9 protein-coding genes are annotated in these 18,930 nt (G+C 36.0%); 1 reads left to right on the forward strand and 8 read right to left on the reverse strand.

From position 1 onward, the window contains the following. Positions 1-3: 3 nt before the first annotated feature. From MR053_RS00455 to MR053_RS00480, 6 genes are all read right to left on the reverse strand, one after another. Positions 4-1,863, reverse strand: a complete 1,860-nt coding sequence (locus MR053_RS00455; protein WP_242130573.1) for a LamG-like jellyroll fold domain-containing protein — start codon at positions 1,861-1,863, stop codon at positions 4-6. 390 nt (positions 1,864-2,253) lie between these two features. Next, a complete protein-coding gene (locus MR053_RS00460; protein ID WP_242130574.1) occupies positions 2,254-3,813 on the reverse strand; it encodes an arylsulfatase in 1,560 nt (519 codons plus the stop codon). A gap of 110 nt (positions 3,814-3,923) precedes the next feature. Further along, a complete protein-coding gene (locus MR053_RS00465; RefSeq protein ID WP_242130575.1) occupies positions 3,924-5,507 on the reverse strand; it encodes a LamG-like jellyroll fold domain-containing protein in 1,584 nt (527 codons plus the stop codon). 32 nt (positions 5,508-5,539) lie between these two features. After that, positions 5,540-7,318: a RagB/SusD family nutrient uptake outer membrane protein gene (locus tag MR053_RS00470; protein WP_242130576.1), complete on the reverse strand. Its 1,779-nt coding sequence runs from the start codon at positions 7,316-7,318 to the stop codon at positions 5,540-5,542. An 11-nt stretch (positions 7,319-7,329) separates the two neighbouring features. Beyond that, positions 7,330-10,590 (reverse strand): SusC/RagA family TonB-linked outer membrane protein, encoded by a 3,261-nt coding sequence (locus MR053_RS00475; protein WP_242130577.1) that lies wholly within the window; start codon positions 10,588-10,590, stop codon positions 7,330-7,332. Positions 10,591-10,640: 50 nt separating this feature from the next. Beyond that, positions 10,641-12,002, reverse strand: coding sequence for a Gfo/Idh/MocA family protein (locus MR053_RS00480; RefSeq protein WP_242130578.1), 1,362 nt, complete (start codon positions 12,000-12,002; stop codon positions 10,641-10,643). 326 nt (positions 12,003-12,328) lie between these two features. On the opposite strand from MR053_RS00480, the gene MR053_RS00485 reads away from it, so the two are divergent. Then, positions 12,329-16,423, forward strand: coding sequence for a hybrid sensor histidine kinase/response regulator transcription factor (locus tag MR053_RS00485; RefSeq protein ID WP_242130579.1), 4,095 nt, complete (start codon positions 12,329-12,331; stop codon positions 16,421-16,423). A gap of 17 nt (positions 16,424-16,440) precedes the next feature. Here the strand turns inward: MR053_RS00485 and MR053_RS00490 are convergent, their stop codons facing one another. Together MR053_RS00490 and MR053_RS00495 are read right to left on the reverse strand one after the other, a co-directional pair. Next, positions 16,441-17,655 carry a M24 family metallopeptidase gene (locus MR053_RS00490; protein WP_242130580.1) on the reverse strand — a complete coding sequence of 405 codons (1,215 nt, stop codon included), beginning with the start codon at positions 17,653-17,655 and terminating at the stop codon, positions 16,441-16,443. Between the two features lie 27 nt (positions 17,656-17,682). Continuing rightward, positions 17,683-18,930: an NAD(P)/FAD-dependent oxidoreductase gene (locus MR053_RS00495; RefSeq protein WP_223548726.1), complete on the reverse strand. Its 1,248-nt coding sequence runs from the start codon at positions 18,928-18,930 to the stop codon at positions 17,683-17,685.

Consider the following 18,930-nt stretch of genomic DNA (forward strand, 5'->3'; position numbering starts at 1 on the left):
AACCTATTGCTTAATTACTTTGAACGTTGAAAATTGCAACCCAGATCTTACTTTTACTATATATAAACCTGTAGCTAGGGTAGACATATCGACTTTTACTTCATTTGAAGCAGTATGGGGAATCTTACTAACCAAACCTCCTAACATATTATAAACCGAAACCTTTAGAGTCATGTGTGTTTTAGTTCTGACAGTTAAATATTCTGATACTTTTGTTGGAAACAAACTAATATCTTGAATTTCTAAATTTGAAGCTACAGAAAGACTTTGTCTATTATATACACTTGTAATTTCACTAGAAGTCAATGCCCGTGAATAAACACGCACATCGTCTAGAGCACCTTTAAAACTTCTAGCAGCAACATCAAAATTTTCAGTACCCACATACAGAGGTGCTTCTGCTGTAATTAAAGTGCCAAACCCTGTAGATGTTGCTATTATGGAACCATCAACATATAATTCATTTTTTCCAGAACCATCATAAACCGAAGCTATATGATGCCAAGTGTCATCTGCTATGTCAACAGCTCCATTATGGCCTGCTCCTGATACCTCAGTGCGCAACCTTCCAGAATCGTCTATTACCACAGAATACTTTTCTCTTGTACCTGATGCTCCCATAGATACAATACCCTGATACTCATTAAAATTTGTTTTAATCCAAGCGGTTACAGTTCTGGGAGAATTTCCTGTAACAATAAAGTTTCCTGAACTTGCCAAAGAATGCCCATCTACAGAAGGTAATGTTATAGCCGCATTTGGATTAGACTCATTATCATTCTCGTACATGGCTGAAAATCCAGTTTCTACTAATGTACCCGTTTCACCCGAATTATCGGTTAAATCACCATCAAAATTATATTGTGCTTTTAAATAATTAACATTCCCTGTGATGGTAATGTAATTCGTTTTGGTTAACACTCCTTCACCACTTGCATTTCTAGCTATTAAGGTAATTGTATACGTTCCTGGTGTTCCATAAGACACTACCGGGTTTTGGTCATAAGTATTTCCAGACGCATCACCTCCACCAAAGTCCCACACCCATACAGTAGGATTATTTGTTGTTGCACTACTATCGAAAGTAATATCTTCTCCTATATTAGCAGACGTAACATCGGCCATAAAATCTACAGAAGGTGTACCCGATAAATCTGCTTCAGCCAGAGCTGCAACTTGGGCTTGTGACAATGCCCCAGAATATATAGCCACATCATTTAATACCCCTCTATAAAAATGGGTTGTACCATAAACAGCTTCACCTATACGAACATCGTGGGTTGCTACATTAGTATTAATAATTGTAGTTGACGCATTAAAAGAGCCTCCAATGTCCTGTAATACTCCATCAATATACATTTTACAGGATGATAATTTACCTCCATCATCAGTTGGGTCGAAGGTTACGGCTACATGGTGCCATGATCCATTAGGTATAACATGGGAGCTTAAAATACTCGAGCTACCAGCTTCAATACGAATTTTTCCTAATTCTACCATAACATTAAACATTTGCCCCGATTCATTAATGCCCCATGATGCAATAGTTCTTCTATTTGTTCCAGCTCTTAGTTTTATCCAAGCTGCCACTGTTCTAGCACCATCACCACCAACACCTTTATAACCTGTAGCCACCAAGTATTCGCCTGTAACATCTTGGGCGTCGAAAGCACTTTCTACATTACCAAAGTTGTCTGTTGCAAAAGTTTTAAGAGTACTCCCTACTTTTGTTAGTGTTCTTCCATTACCCGAGGCGTCTGTTAAATCTCCATTGGTAGCAAACTCATATTTTGCTTCTAGAGTTTGCCCAAATACCATTGTACCTGTAAATAAGACTAATAATAAAAGTAATTTTGTTTTCATATTTCTCAATTTTAAAATCAGTTAGTTTGTTAAAATTACTGAGAGAACAGGAAAAATAGGGTTATTTTTTCGTTGAAAACAGGGGAAATATTTTCGAAAACCTTATTATACAGATAAAAAAACAAAAACAATGTATAAGAGGATGCTATATCTACTTTAATCTTTAAAGCAGGACTTCTTTTACTTTGAAAGGGATAAAAAAACGTAATAAAATGAGGAGTTTTTGGAGCAATACTTTTATGAAGGTTTATAAAAAAGTAGTATAATTATTGATTCGTCAAAATAACATTTTTTGTGAATAACATACTAAAAAAACTATTATACAAACACAAAAGCCACCATAGGGCTTAACCTATCGGGGCTTTTGTTCTTCTGGTTTTTGTTTTGAATTTATAATTCAGATTTAGTCAACTCCTCCAGTGTGGGCATTATAAACCTTTTATTTACTGGTGTATGGTGTTCTTTTTTGATGATTTCCTTGAATTTCACGATGAGTTCTGGGTATGTTTCAGAAATATCGTTTTGCTCGGCAATATCCTCTTCCAAATTATAGAGTTCAATATGTGTATTGTTCTTTTTAATATTCTTCCAGACCATTTTCCACTTACCCATGCGAACAGCAACTTGTCCATTATACTCTGGAAATTCCCAATACATGTAATCATGCTCTCGTTGTTTTCCTTCTTGTGTAAGCGTGTTAAGAAAACTAATACCATCAGTATTACTAGGCGTTTCTACCTGTGCCACCTCACACAATGTTGGCATCACATCCCAAAATGCCGAGATATGATCGGTTGTAGTTCCTGGCACAATACGGCCTGGCCACGAAGCAATCATTGGCACTCGTATACCACCTTCATACACAAACCCCTTGCCCCTACCGTAAACGCTCTCAAACGGTTTGGCACTATCAAACCAAGGGGAATCGGTACCGCCATTATAGGTCGGACCATTATCACTGGAGAATATAATAAGCGTATTGTCATATTTCCCCGTTTTCTTTAAATGATCAATAAGCTTCCCTATGTTTTCATCAAAATACGATACCATCCCTGCGTAGCTTGCATGTGGATATCTCACAGGAAAATACCCTCTTTGACCTAAATAGGGTTCTTCCTCTCCAAATTTATCGACATAATAATCAACCCATCGTTTAGGTGCCTGTATGGCTGCATGGGGTATGGGCGTTGCCCAATACATAAAGAACGGTTCGTCCTTAACGCGGTCAACAAAACCAATCATTTTTTCAAAGGATACCTCCGGAGAATAATATGGTTGATTGTATTTGGCATAAGAAGCTTCGTCATAGGGGTCGACTCCCTCATCCAATTTCGTATTAGGCGGTACGGTATCGTTGGCCAAATGATAACGCTTTTCGTTTTCGTACAGATGCAATGGGTTATAAGTATGTGCCTGACGCTGACAGTTATACCCAAAGAAATAGTCAAATCCCATTTTTGTAGGAATTGACTCAGTATGAGGCGCACCGAGTCCCCACTTGCCGAACATCCCATTGGTATAACCTGCCTTTTTAAGCAATTTTGGTAAAATGACCACATCTGCCCCCAATGGTGACTGTCCCTCCAAGGTAGAATCTTTAGCCATTTCCACATAACTCCATACATCACCTCTGCTTCCCCATTCGTCATTGCCTCTTACCGGTGAATGTCCCATATGGGTTCCTGTCATAAGCGATGCTCTAGCAGGCGCACAAACAGGTGCCCCGGTATAATGTTGGGTGAACAACATCCCAGACTTAGCCAAAGCATCAATATTGGGGGTTTCTATTTTTTCCTGCCCGTAAGCTCCAACTTCGGCATAACCCAAATCGTCCGCTAAAATGTAGATGATGTTAGGTTTAATTTCCTTTACTAATTCTTTCTTGGTTTTAGAATTGCATGAAGCCAATGCAAGACAAAACAGTAACAAATAAATACTTCTAAGATTCATAATCACAACATAAATATTAAAAAATATAAGGGTCCCTATTACAGAACCCTTATAGACTATTTTAAAATAAAAATATATTTTTAAAACTCACAACAAAAACATTAAGTATACTAAAATTGTTGACTCAAAGCGTTTATTGCAGCAGCACTCAAGGCCGATTCATATACTCGAACATCGTCCATACTACCATCAAAAATATTGCCTCCTAATTGTGAACCAATCTCTAAATCGGTCTCTCCAGCAACTCCTGTATTTATAATACCTGTTGTCCAACTGGCATCCTCAACACCATCTACATACATTTTTACTGTATCTACGCCATCAAATACATGGGCTACATGGTGCCATTGTCCATCGTTAACAGCTGTTGCTCCATTAATACCACCTCCAGCGACTTCAAAACGTATAGTACCATTACCATTCATTACAAAAGAGGCTCTACTTCCAATACCTTGTGCTCCCCAATGTGTTATGGTTTCACGAGTGGTACTTGAGGTTTTTACCCATGCCGTTACAGTTCTTGGGTTACTTCCGTTTACACCCTTATATTGGTTTACCGTTAAGGCATTACCACCATCAAAGGTATAGGATTGGCCATTCACTCTTCCAGTACCAAAAGCCTGAGTTCCTGCTGAGATCACATCTTCACCTTTATCTCCTTCATTAAACAATCCACTTTCAAAGTTTAATTTTACTGCCAATTTATCGGCATTGGCAATGGATTCTATATCACCATCACTTAAAGCAACATCATAAATACGGACATCATCCATACTACCATCAAATACATTGCCTCCAAGTTGTGAACCAATTTCCACAACAGTTTCTCCGCCAACTCCGGTGTTTATAATACCTGTTGTCCAAATAGCATCTTGAACACCGTCTACATACATTCTTACAGTATCCACACCATCAAACACATGTGCCACATGGTGCCATTGACCATCGTTTACAGCAGTAACCCCATTTATGCCTCCGCCTGCTACTTCAAAGCGTATGGTTCCGTTACCATTCATAACAAAAGAAGCTCTACTACCTGTAGCCTGAGCACCCCAGTGCGTTATGGTTTCACGGGTTGTACTTGTGGTCTTTACCCAAGCAGTTACAGCTCTTGGGTTGCTTCCATTTACACCATTGTAAGCAGGAATGGTAAGCGCATTGCTTCCATCAAATGTAAAAGCAAAACCATTTACTATTCCAGCCTCGAAGGCAATAGCTCCAGTTGTTTCGGCATCAGTATCTACTGAACCTTCATTACCCAAATTTTCTTCAAAATTCAATCTTACTGTAACAGCTGGATGTTGCGGCTGCTTTTGAATTGGCACCTTTTCGACCACTATATAACCTTCCCTAACTATTTCTTGGGCTCCATACTCATTTCTAACTTTTAATGTTACGGCAAACGCACCTGTAGTAAAATAAGTCACCTCTGGGTTAGCCTCATGACTTTCTGACGGATTACCTTCCTCAAAACTCCACAAATAAAGCAATCCTTCTCCTGCTGTAGTATTTGAAAATGTTACCGATTCGCCTTGAAATATTGTAGTAGAGCTAGCAGTAAAGTCTACAGTTGGCAATAAACTACTATTTACCGAACCTTCATCTTTGCGCAAACCATTATCATTCGGTGAACAAGCAAAAACTAAAGCTAAGAGTAAAAGTGGTATTAATGATTTTATTTTAATATGATTCATTGTCTTTTCATTTTTAAAATTAATTGATTTTACTACCACCCTGGGTTTTGATCTAAATTAGGGTTAATTACTAATTCCTCTGAAGGCAAAGGATATAGGTAATAATATTCTGGAAAAGCCCCTGGTATATCATCTAAAAATTGCACGTATCCCTCAGGAGCATTATCTTGAATTTTTACAGTTGGATAATCAGACTTTTTAATCCAACGTCCCAATTTCACCTCGGTGGCATAATCCATCTTCTTCCAACGCCTTAAATCTTCACGTCTGAAACCATCGCCCATAAGTTCAATGGCTCGTTCTCTACGAATTTCCCACAACACTGGGTCTACTGACGCATCCCTCATAGGATCAAAATCTGAATTAATTGCTCCTAAATCCATAGGTACAATTCCACCTCTCGCTCTTAATTTATTAATTGTAGCTGCTGCCACAGTCTGATTAAACTGACCCATTTCAAAAGTCGCTTCGGCATAATTCAACATCACCTCGCCCATCCTAAACAAAGGCATATCACTAATATCTGCAGAAGATGTCTTATAATTATGTTCGTTCCAAACTTTCCAAAAACGGTATCCGTTATTTGTTTGCGTTGGAACCAATCTGGTGAAATTAGGGACTTCCCCTGTTACACGACCAGACCAGTTTCTATCAGGTAAATTTTTATATGGAAATCCTCCTGTGATTGCTTCTAAAATGGGGAAATATTCCCTACTTGGATCTGACGGGTTTGATGATAAATATCCGAAATTTTGAGATCCGTCTCCAGAAACCCTATAGGGTGGAGGTGTCATGATAAGCAACCGGTCATCTCTGTTTTTAAACTCATCATTAGGATTTTTATCCCCTAAAAACTGCGTGTTTCCTGAATTATAAATAGGCAATCCGTTTTTAGTTAAAAATTTATCAATTCCCTTTCTGGTTATATCATACTTGTTGTTTGTAGATCTTGTATTGGTTGAAACCCAATGGGTTAGCTCGTCTATCACATAATGTTTATATAATAAAATACCTGGCTGATCTGCTAAATCCATACTATTAAAGACCCTATCATAATTTGCCATTATTGTGGTGTATTTATCCACTAAGGCCTTAGATGCCGTAATACAAGCGGATAGAAACTTGTCTGAATTACTTAAACCATGGTATTTACGCCAAGTACCTTCAAATAACCCAAATCTTGACAATAAGGCTCTAGCTACATCGGCATTGATAGTGTTATCGCCATCACCATTAGGTTTAATGTTATCTACAGCAAACAATAAGTCTCTTAAAATATTATCTGCAACAACATCGCGACTATCTCTAGGACCATATAGAATATCGGTATCCTGATCGGTTAACTCATTTTCGACCCAAGTTACCCCTCCAAAAGTAGAGAGCAATTTAAAATACTCGTGAGATCTAAAGAATAAGCCAACACCACGCCAATGGTTACGTTCTTCTTCTGTAATCTCTGCCCTATATAGATTATCGAGCATGATGTTAACCTTTCTTATATTGGAATATGACCTGGTGTATCTGCCATCTGTAGATGGCACATTATATTCTCCATAAATATACGAACGTCTTCCTCCAAGCATTAAATCACCATCCAGATCATTAGTGGCTGACCAGCTTGTGCTTCTTCCATAAGTATCAAAAAAATCATAGAAACCCCAAGAATAGGTTTTTATATTATTGTAGGTACTAAAGATTGTAGCTACAGAAAGTTCATCTTTTGGTGCTTGCTCCAAAAACTTATCACTCTCACAAGCGGTTAAAAGTAAACCACTCATGACATATATTAAGATATATTTTATTTTTTTCATAATGCTATTTTTTAGAATGATAGATTAAGTCCTAAAGAATATTGTGTCATTATAGGATATACACCATTAGATCCTTGGTCGGGCTCTAATCCTTTAGGGAGCCTATCAAAAGTATGAATGTTATTTCCAGAAATAAATATTCTAAATTTATTAACTTTTATTTTTTGTAAAAACTTACTATCTAAACTATAACCAAAAGTTATATTTTGAATACGTAAATAACTCTCATCACTTAAATATTTCGTTTGGTCCCTGCGGCTTCTGCCATAATTACTACCTGTATTACCATTATTTGGGTCTCCATAAATTCTAGGATAGAATGCGTCTTGGTTATCCGGTGTCCAATAATCTAATTGGTGTTTGTAAATATTATCGAATACTGAAGGATATGGCCATATTAGATCTGAATTCCTATTAAGATCTTGTTTTCCAACACCACTTAGTACAAAAGAAAAATCAAAACCTTTATATGATGCCGATCCATTAACCCCAAATTGGTAACGTTTTCTAAGATTACCAATAACTTTTCTATCTCCAGGACCAGTAGTTATCACACCATCTGCATTCTTTATTGGCTCTCCATTACTATCAAACTCTGTTATTAAAGTATTATTCCCCGATGAAATGAATCCATCTCCATCTAAATCTTTAAATTTAACATCTCCAGGATAAGGTGTTTCTCCAATAAATGTTGGCACTCCTGGTTTTAATTCTCTACTAGCTCCTGATAAATCGGCATTTAATGTTCCTTCAACAAAATCATCAACAGTATAATAGCCATCGGTAACATAGCCGTAAATATCACCCAGTCTCTGTCCTTCCCTAAAATCTGAAAGCAAAAGCCCTGGATTATTAAACTTAGTGATCTCTGCAATATTGTCGAAAACATTTATATTAATATTATAGGTGAAATCCTTACCTATTCTATCTTTCCAACTCAAGGTCGCTTCCCATCCGGTAGTCTCTAGATCGGCTACGTTTTGGAATGGTGCACTGGTACCTAATATCCCAGGCAAAGGCTCTCCTTCTCTTAACATTCCTTTGGTTTCTCTTCTATAAACCTCAAAACTTGCATCAAGACGATTACTAAACATAGTCACATCTAAACCTAAGTTCGTAGAAATAATTTGTTCCCATGTTAGGCCTGCACTAATTAGCTGTGCTGGTTCGAAGGTTAAATACCTTAAATCACTTCCTAAATTAATCCAGCTGGCAAAGAAAGACTCATAACCTGGATTAAATGGATAGTAATCCCTGGCACCCCCAATTTTTCTGGCTATTTGGTTACCTATTTCTCCCCAAGAGAACCTTGGCTTTAACATTGAAATAAAGTCAACATTCTTCATGAATGGTTCTTTTGCAATATTCCAAGCCAAAGAGAAAGATGGCAAGTCCACAAAACGATCGCCTTTTGCAAATATGGACGACCCATCTCGCCTAAAATTGGCCTCTGCAAAATAACGCTCTTTGAAATTGTAATTGAATCGACCAAAATATCCTATGATAGACCAATCGTAAAATGCTTCGCTTATATCCCAGTTTTCCCCTTCGGCCAATTCAAAAGTAGGTGTTGTTACATCTATCAAACCATTTCTGAATGCTGAAAAAGATTCAAAATTCTCTTCCTCTTTATTTAATCCTGCTAAAAGGTTAAAATTGTGCCCTCCCAAACTAAAATTATATTTTGCATAAAGATTTAAAGCATTGTAAACTGTTTGGCTTTTTGATCTCGACAATGAACTGTTCCTAATTTCATCCTCGGCAGTTCCATTAACGGCATATAAATGCGCTCTAGCAAAGCGGCGCCCATTGTTCAAGGAATAATTGCTTACCAAATCCTTTTCATAAGTGTATTCACCCGTTAGCTCTAAATTTTTAAACGGTTCCCATTTTAATTGTTGATACAATCTCGTGTTGTCTACATAGCCTTTTGTCGGTTCTCTGTACCGTACTAGATTCCCGGGAGTATCAACAGGGAACGCTTCTCCATCAATATCGAGAAACCCAGTTGGATCGAACATACGTAACTGAATTGCGCTAGCGTAGTCTGCTCTAGGTCTTGTTTGAACACTCGATCTATAAAAAATATTTGTAGTAGACTCTAAATTGTGTGCAACATCAGCATTAACTAACGCATTGATATTATATTTTTTAAAATTATCTTGATTGGTTATCATAATACCATCTTCATAGGTATAACCAGAACTTAAACGATAAGCCACGCTTTCTCCACCGCCGCTTACTGTAAAGTTATGAATTGATGAATACCCGAAGTTATTTAAAAACTCATCAATGAGATCTGAATCTGCCAAAGGATAGTATTGCGATCCGTTTGTATCAAAATGGATTGGATAAGTTGTTCCATTAATTGGGTCGATTATCAAATTTAACTGGCTGGGATCTGAGTCGAATTGATCTAAATAACCTAACCACCTTTCAACATTCTGGCCTGCAAAATAATCCCTTACACCCCAATCGTTTAAAGCTTCAACAAACTCTCTAGTCGTAGCTTTTTCAGGCAAATCTGTAGTTGTAGAGACACTTGTAGTATTGTCATAAGTAAACCTAGGTTTCTGGTTGCGTTTTGCTTTTTTAGTTGTAATAAGCACAACACCAAATGCAGCCCTTGCACCATAAATCGAACTAGCTGCAGCATCTTTTAATATGGAAACAGATTCGATATCTCTTGGGTTTAAATCTTCAATACTCCCTTCAACGTTATTAATCAATATTAATGGGGAACCTCCGTTTAAAGAAGTAAAACCACGAATATTAATTCCTACACTATTAGCACCAGGCTGTCCAGATGTATTGGTAACTTGCAAACCAGCTGCAACCCCTTGAAGAGCCTCTGCGGCATTGACTATAGGTCTATCTGCAATAATCTCATCCATTTTCACAAACGAAGTAGCTCCAGAAACATTTTCTTTTTTCTGCGTACCAAAACCAACAACCACAACTTCGTCAAGCTGTGAAACATCTTCCTGCAAGGTAACATTTATAATGGTTTTTCCAGCGACTGAAACCTCTTGAGTGATATATCCTACGTAGGACACTACAAGTATTGCATTTTCATTAACGGTTAACGAATACTTACCGTCAAAGTCTGCAGAAACTCCTGTATTTGTTCCTTTTACAGCTATCGTTGCACCTGATAATGGCAACCCCGATTCGTCTGCTACCGAACCTCCAACGACCTTCTGTTGTGCCTGCATAGAACATGTAAGCACCAACAAAATTCCTAAAAGTTTTAAAGTTAGTAGTTTTCTCATAATTTAAAGATTGATTTAATTTTCATATTGAATTTAGTTATTTAGTTTATTTAATAGCTGTCTTTAATCCATTTATAAGGCTTCTTCTTTACCCATATGCCTCTTGTAAAATCTGGAAAATCCTGTGGCTCTCCATTATTTTCTATGGATAGTTCTGATAATGGTGTAATCGCACTCCAAGCGGCGGCATCGTAAGCATCCATTGGAGGCACAATATTTTGCTTAGCAGATTCTACAAAAGCATGCAACACAAAGAAATCCATACCGCCATGACCTGAACCCGTTGCATGTTCGCCGTATTTTTTCCATAGCGGATGATCATACTTTCGCAACCATTCCTTTGAGTCATCCCAACGGTGTGGTTTTTCCGATTGTCCTTCTATATAGATCCTGTCACCGTCCTTTTCCCATAAGCCCTTAGTTCCCTGAACCCTAAAGCCCAATGAATATGGCCTTGGTAAGTGTACATCATGAGTAACAATAATGGTTTCCCCATTAGCCGTTTCAATGGTTGACGTAATAACATCTCCCATTTTAAAGTTCACTTTTGCATTTGGGTGATTTCTACCACCATTTTCTATTATATAATTATGCATCCCCCTACTTTTTGTGGCATGGGAAGTTAGTGATACAAATCTATTGCCCCTATTGATGTCGCACATAGCGGCTATAGGACCCACACCATGTGTTGGATACACATCCGCATTTCTTAATACCGAGTGCTGTGTTCTCCAAACAGATTCTGATATTCCTTTATCACCAAACTCCACGCCTTTACCATAGGCTGTTTTACCATCATTCAGCATAACAAAACGCAAATCATGCTGGTAGCCACATCTAAAATGCACCATTTCTCCAAAAACATTTTGCTTCACCATATTGAGTACAGCCAAAACATCCCGACGATAATTCACATTTTCTAAAAGCATCAAGTGGGTTCCAGTTTGTTCATGTGTATTGACTAAATCCCAACACTCTTCTATTGTATTGGCTGCCGAAACTTCCAAGCCAGTATATTTTCCTGCAAGCATGGCGTCCTTGGCCATGCGGGTATGCCACAGCCATGGTGTTGAAATTATTACAGCGTCCACATCTTTCAACTCTAAAAGATTTTTATAGTCATTATCATCGCTACCAAAAATCATTGGCTTTTTTCTACCCTTTTTTGATATCTTTTCTAAAGCTATGGATATTCTGTTTGGATCTATATCGCAAATAGCGGTAATTACAACATCTTTCCTTTGCAAAGCATTATCAAGATGGTTTGTTCCCCTAAGACCTACACCAATAAACCCCAGCTTTAATTTTTCTTCTAGCCTAAAATTTGAAATACCAAAAGTAACATTGGGTAATGTTGCGAGGCCAACTCCAGCAATAGCAGATTTCTTTATAAAACTTCTTCTTGTACTCATTAAAATATTATTTTCAATTAGACTTTCTTCCCTTTAAAAGTTAATAGATATTAAGACTATCTTACAAATTTGCTAATCTTTTAAGACTATTACTGTAGTTTTTTTTACCTAAAACAGAGGATATTTTACTCAATAATAAAATATTGAACAAAAAAACTACCTTTTTTGATTAATTTACCGCCCATCTTGTTTTTTGTGTTCAAACACTTTATACTTAAAGATTTAAGGTTTTTATAATTCTATTAATTCAAATAGCTTTTCTTTTTTATGAATTTGAAATCCATTAAATTTGATTCAAAATCGCAATTAGAATCATTCGCCAATTAATGAGAAAGTATATAAAGCCATTTTACTTTTTATTTCTATTCAATTTTTTTTCTGTAATCTATGCACAAGTTGAATCGAACTTTATCAAGCTAGATAATACCTTTGGTGGAAATATACAATTTGCCGAAGATCACCTAGGCTACATGGTTTTTATAGGTAATAACCGAATACACAAATACAATGGCTATGACTTTATACGAAAACCTTTAACCAGTGTTTTTGGAAATGATTTTACGAGAGACCAGAATTTCATTTTAGCCAAAGACAGTCGCAGGAACCTTTGGATTTCTTCTTTTAAAGGTGAGCTTTTGAAACTATCTACAACTGGTGAAAAAACCTCGTTTAAAGAATTTATAAAAAAAAATGACAGCTACACTCAAATTACTTCCATAACTCCAATAGATGACACTGTTTGGTTTGGTTCAGTGAATGGTAATCTTTTTAAATACACCTTCAATAGTAATACCATAGAATCCATATTTACTTTACCTCAAATTAATGATACCAAACAAACTATAAATACTATTGCTTTAACAAGCCCCGACAAATTATGGGTAAGTACACAAACAGGAAATATCTATAATTATTCAACTATAACCCATACTCTTGAACTATATGAAGGACTTGAAACCAGAAACCAGCAGAATGTTTACATTACTAATGACAAGTTGGGGCGTTTATGGATTGCCACTGAACTGGAAGGTCTTTTTTGTTATGATCCTAAAATAGATATGTTAAAACAATACGATGTTGAAATAAATAACGGAGCATCGAAACACCACATGTTTATTTCTATTTTTTGTGATAGTTCTGGTGTTATATGGGCAGGGACTGATGGAGATGGCCTCTACAGTATTAACACAAATAATGATAAACTTTCGGTTTATAAACATCAAGAGAATGATAGATTTTCAATAAGTGACAATACCATTACTAACATTACTGAAGATTCAAAAAATAACATTTGGGCTATTGCAAAGCAAGGTGTTATTAATATCCTGCCAAAGAATACAAACAAAATAAAATACTATAATGGATTAAAAAATGAAGGTTCTACAAAGGTTTTATCGGTTTTAAAAGCTTCTAATGGAATAATTTATATTGGTACGGATGGAAAAGGCCTCAATAAAGTTCTTCCTAGCGGTCATAAAATTCAATATAAGCCTTCCAACAAGAATAATAATTTTTTTGAAGGGCGTTACATTCAATCCATGGCCGAAGACCAAAACGGTAACATTTGGCTTGGAACCTACCAAAATGGATTATGGGTATACAACCCTTCCTTAAATAGTTTCAAAAAAATAGAACCAAATAACACCTCTTCTCCAGATGTACAGACTGTTTTTAAAGATTCAAAAAATAGAATTTGGGCAGCTTTTGGAGGGGCTTTCAATGTGTTCAATGACAAGCATGAATTATTAGCTTCTTTTAATTATAATGACAAAGGTTTATTTGGAACCACCTGTATGGGGATTAACGAAGATGAACATGGTAATATTTGGTTAGGTTTAAACCCTAATAAACTTTATAAACTTAATGAAGATGCACAGGATTTAAAAGAGTCCTATTTTACTAAACACAACTATTTCATAGCCAATCCAGAAGATTTAAGAAATTACAACATACATTCCTTAAAACCTGATTTTAATGGTCATTTATGGATTTTAGCCGCATCTGGAATACTTATCAAGTATAACATAAACAGTAATACTTTTGAATCTTTCGCCAATAACAGCTATTTGAATGGCATTTTTATTTCATCGGTTTTAATAGAGGATTCAAACAATTTATGGTTAAGCAGTACAAATGGAGTGCACCATTTTAACTTAAAATCAAATGAGCTTAAATCTTTTTATCAGATTGATGGCTTTCACAATACCACTTTTTCAAGAAGGAGTGACTTTAAAGATAATGATGGTTTTTTATATTTTGGTGGTGATCATGGCGTTAATGCCTTCTTGCCCTCAGAAATTAAAAAAAATGACACGGAAGCCAAGCTTTATTTAAACGATATTGAAATTCTTAATAAACCTGCCAACAATATTATACCTGAGCAAGTCCATTATGGTGTTGAATATGTTAAAGATCTTAAATTAAATTATAACCAATCTTCTTTTTCATTTCAATTTTCAGCCTTGGGGAACTTAATAAATACCGATTATCATTATGCCTATAGGCTAAACGGGTTTGACAACGAATGGATTACTCCAAGAGAAGAACGAACAGCAACCTACACAAACATCCCCTATGGAAATTATACCTTCCAGGTGAAAGCAGGAACTAAAAAGGACGAATGGAACATTGAGCCCATATCATTAAATATTTCAATAAAACCACCTTGGTGGTACACTTCATGGGCATACCTTCTATATTTTTTAATTGGCCTATTACTAATTTACGGCTTTTGGGTATGGTTTCGTTTAAAAAGTAGGCTGATTAAAGAAACCTGGCAAAACAATAAAGAAAAGGAACTATATGCGCTTAAAATGAATTTTTTCGCAAAGATGTCGCACGAAATACAAACACCATTGACCCTTATTTTAGGCCCCATTTCGGATATGTTGAAAAGGGCTAGCGATAATGGTAATAAACTTTTATACAAAAGGCTATTAATGATCGACAATAACGCCAATAGATTGTCGCGAATAGCCATGGAGTTAATGACTGTTAGGAATAAAGAGCTTGGCAAGCTACGTATCTATGCCTCAAAAAACAATTTAATTAAAGATTTAAAAAGAATTGCCCTATCATTTAACGAACAAGCCCGATTTAAAGACATCCATTTTATCCAACAATACCCAGAAACTGATATTAATATTTGGTACGATAGTGACAAAATTGAACATGTCATTTACAATTTACTATCCAATGCCTTTAAGTTTACCCCAAAAGAAGGAACAATTTCCCTTAAAGTGAGTTTAGATGAAACTAAGGAGTCGGTCAATATTTCGGTTAGGGATTCTGGTCCTGGCATTCCTAAGGAAGAACTTCAGGATATTTTTAAACTTTTTTATCAATCGGACTTAGGAAAACACAGCAAGGGTATTGGTATTGGGCTTGCGCTTACTAAAGAACTTATCACATTACATAAAGGTGAGATAGATGTGAAATCATCACCAGAAAACGGTACTTGTTTTTCTGTTAAGCTTTCAACCAAAGAGAACATCTTTACCGAAGATGAAAAGATATTTGTTGAAAATTCGAACATTATTTCCGATTCTATTGAGGAGGAATTTGAAGACTTAGAGACAAATTTCAACATAAAAACAAATGTTGAAACTGATAAAAAATATACATTGCTAATCGTAGAAGACAACATTGAAATGCAAATGTTTTTGCGAGATGTTTTATCTAATGCTTATCACTTGCTTATTGCTGCAAATGGCAAAGAAGGCATCGAATTGGCAGAAAAACACATTCCAGACTTAATCATTAGTGACATTATGATGCCTGTTATTGATGGTCTAGAAATGTGCAAACTACTTCAAAAGAAAAAAGTGACCGCCCATATTCCAATCATTATTTTAACTGCTAAAAATTCGGCTACAAATAAGATAAAGGGCTTACAAACTGGTGCAGTAGAATACATAAAAAAACCGTTCAACTTTTATGAGCTCCAATTAAAAGTAACCAATATACTTAAAGCAAAAGAAAAAGCAATCTCTAAATACAAAATGGATTTAATTAGCAGTCCAGAACATATTGCAAAACCCTCAAAAGGTGATATATTCTTGGAGAAACTGGTAAACGAAATCAATAAACAATTAGAGAACCCCGACTTTAAACTGGAAGATTTAACCAAGATATTTAACATGAGTTATTCTGTTATCTATAGAAAATATCAAGAGATTACAGGCAAAACGCTAATCGATTTGGTAAAATCCTTAAGATTAAGAAAAGCCGCTCTGTTAATAAGTCAAAATGGATACAATATTTCTGAAGCGGCCTATATGGTAGGTTATAAAGATGCTAAATATTTCACCAAAAGTTTTAAAGAAGAATTTGGTATTCCCCCTGCCACTTTTAAACGCGAAAGCAAAAATACCGACTGGAACAAGTTAGCTGAAAAGTATAACATCCAATATCACAACTAACTCGTTTGTTTTAAAACCTAAATACCAAAAGGGTTATTAATTGTATGTGCTGGCCCTGTAAACCACTGCGGTCCCTCTTCTGTCATGTAGATATGATCCTCTAATCGAATACCAAAGCCATTGGGAACACAAATCATGGGTTCGTTACTAAAGCACATGCCCGATTTTAAAACCTCATTATTATCTTTAACAATATAGGGGTATTCATGAATATCCAAACCAATACCATGGCCTGTTCTATGTGGTAATCCTGGTAGTTCATAATTAGGCCCTAAGCCGTATGAGCTTATTATTTCTCTTGCAGCTTTATCGACTGCACCACAAGTATTACCCAATTGTGCACTATTAAACGCCGCCAATTGTGCTTCTTTTTCAATATTCCAAATTTTTATCTGCTCTTTCGTTGGATTACCAAATGTATAGGTTCGGGTAATATCTGAAATATAACCCTCTAGCACACACCCAGTATCAACTAAAATAATATCATTTGCTTCAAGGGGCTTAGGCGACCTAACACCATGCGGAAAAGACGTATCTGCTCCAAACAAAACAATACAAAAATAAGAACCAGATACTATACCATAACGTTTATGGGCTTCATGTATAAAATCTACAACCTCTTTTTGGGTTATTCCAACACGCATAATTCTGGCTGCAGCTTTATGGACTTCAAGGGTAATATCCATTGCCAATTGCATAATGGCTATTTCAGCCTTAGACTTTTGCATGCGGCACGGTTCTACAATGGCTCTAGCATTAATTAATCTATAGGATGTCGTTATTTCTAAAATACCATTGGTTATAAAAAAAGGGGTGGTTTCATCTACATAAATTTCTCCATTATTAATATTCTTTAATGTTAAAACAGTTGTAAATAAATGATAAGGATTCTCATGTTCTTCCCAACAGTGAACTTCGCCTTCTACAACCATAAAGTCTAAAATAGTTCCCTTTTCAAACTTTGGAGCAATATAATGTACAGAGCCATCTAAAAAAATTAGAGCTCCAACCATACGTTCACTTGGACTCCATGTTGTACCTGTAAAATAGGTTAAATTGGTTCCTGCATTCACATATAATGCAGGCACATGATTAGTCCTCATTAATCCAACCACCTTTTTAATACGAGACAGATACTCCTCTTTTTGAATTGGAGATACAAACTGGGATTTAGGTGATATTTTATTTAATTCCTCCTCTATAGTTGAACCTCCAATACCGTAGGTTTGCATATTTAATTAAGTTAATTAGTCGTTTCCTTAAAATTTTCTATCTGGACTAAAGGGTTGTATTTTTAGAGTCAACTTTTTATCTAAAATTACTTCAGAAACCAGTTTTCCTGTAGCAGGACCTAGACTCCATCCCATCATGGCATGACCTGCAGCAATGGTTAAATTACTACATCTTGATGATTTACCAATATAAGGCAATCCATCTGGTGTACAAGGTCTCAAGCCACATTGAGCTGCATTTTTATCTTCATTACTAATATTTAAACCCCTATAATAACTTTGAACTGCTTTAGCAATGGCTTCAACGCGCTTTGGGTTAATATCATGATTAATTCCACTAAGCTCCATGGTACCCGCAAAACGGGTAAATCCCTCCATTGGTGTTACTGCCGCCCTAGCTTCACATAAAATTGCAGGATAGCATATTCCCGTTTTCTTTTCAACATCAATTCTATACCCCTTTCCTGCCTGTAAAGGTATATTTAACCCAAGTTTTTTGGTCATTAAGGAACTCCAACTACCAGCTGCCAAAACAACCTCATCTGCTTTTAAGTTCTGTTTATCTGTTATTACACTTTTAATAACGCTATTAGAAACTTCAATATCCTTTACTTTTTCATTTTTAAAAAATGTCACACCCTTAGTTTTCAAATGCAACATCATTTCTTGCATAAAATTGTTTGGGGTCATATGTGCATCACAGTCGTAATACACAGCTCCTTTTATATCCATATTGACATGAGGCTCAAGAACATCTACTTCCTGTTTAGATAAGTGCTTAACTCCAAAACCTTCCTGTATACCACGTTTGCCAACTTCCCATTCCTCTTCTCCAACTTTATCGGTTTTATAACACATTAATAACCCTTTTCGTTCGAAATGAAATTTAAATGTATCCGACTGCTTTAAATCTTTATATAAATCTCTACTTAATAAACTAAAATCCCTTAAAATGGGAATAGAAGCTTCTACTTTTTCTTTAGTAGCAGATCTTTTAAAATTTAAAGCCCATTTAAAGAATTCTAAATCCAGTCTTGGTTTTACATAAAGTGGACTGGCAGAATTAAACATCCATTTAATGCCTTTGGTAATGATTCCAGGAGCAGCAAGCGAAATAAAATGACTTGGGGTTATATACCCAGCATTAACATGTGATGCTCCCGAGTCCATATTGGTTTGGTCGACAACCGTTACGTCACACCCTTCTTGATTCAGGTAATAGGCCGAACACAGCCCTATAATACCTCCTCCTATAACAAGAACCTTTTTACTCAT

The sequence above is a fragment of the Aestuariivivens marinum genome (genome assembly GCF_022662175.1).
In the GTDB taxonomy this organism is placed as follows: domain Bacteria; phylum Bacteroidota; class Bacteroidia; order Flavobacteriales; family Flavobacteriaceae; genus Aestuariivivens; species Aestuariivivens marinum.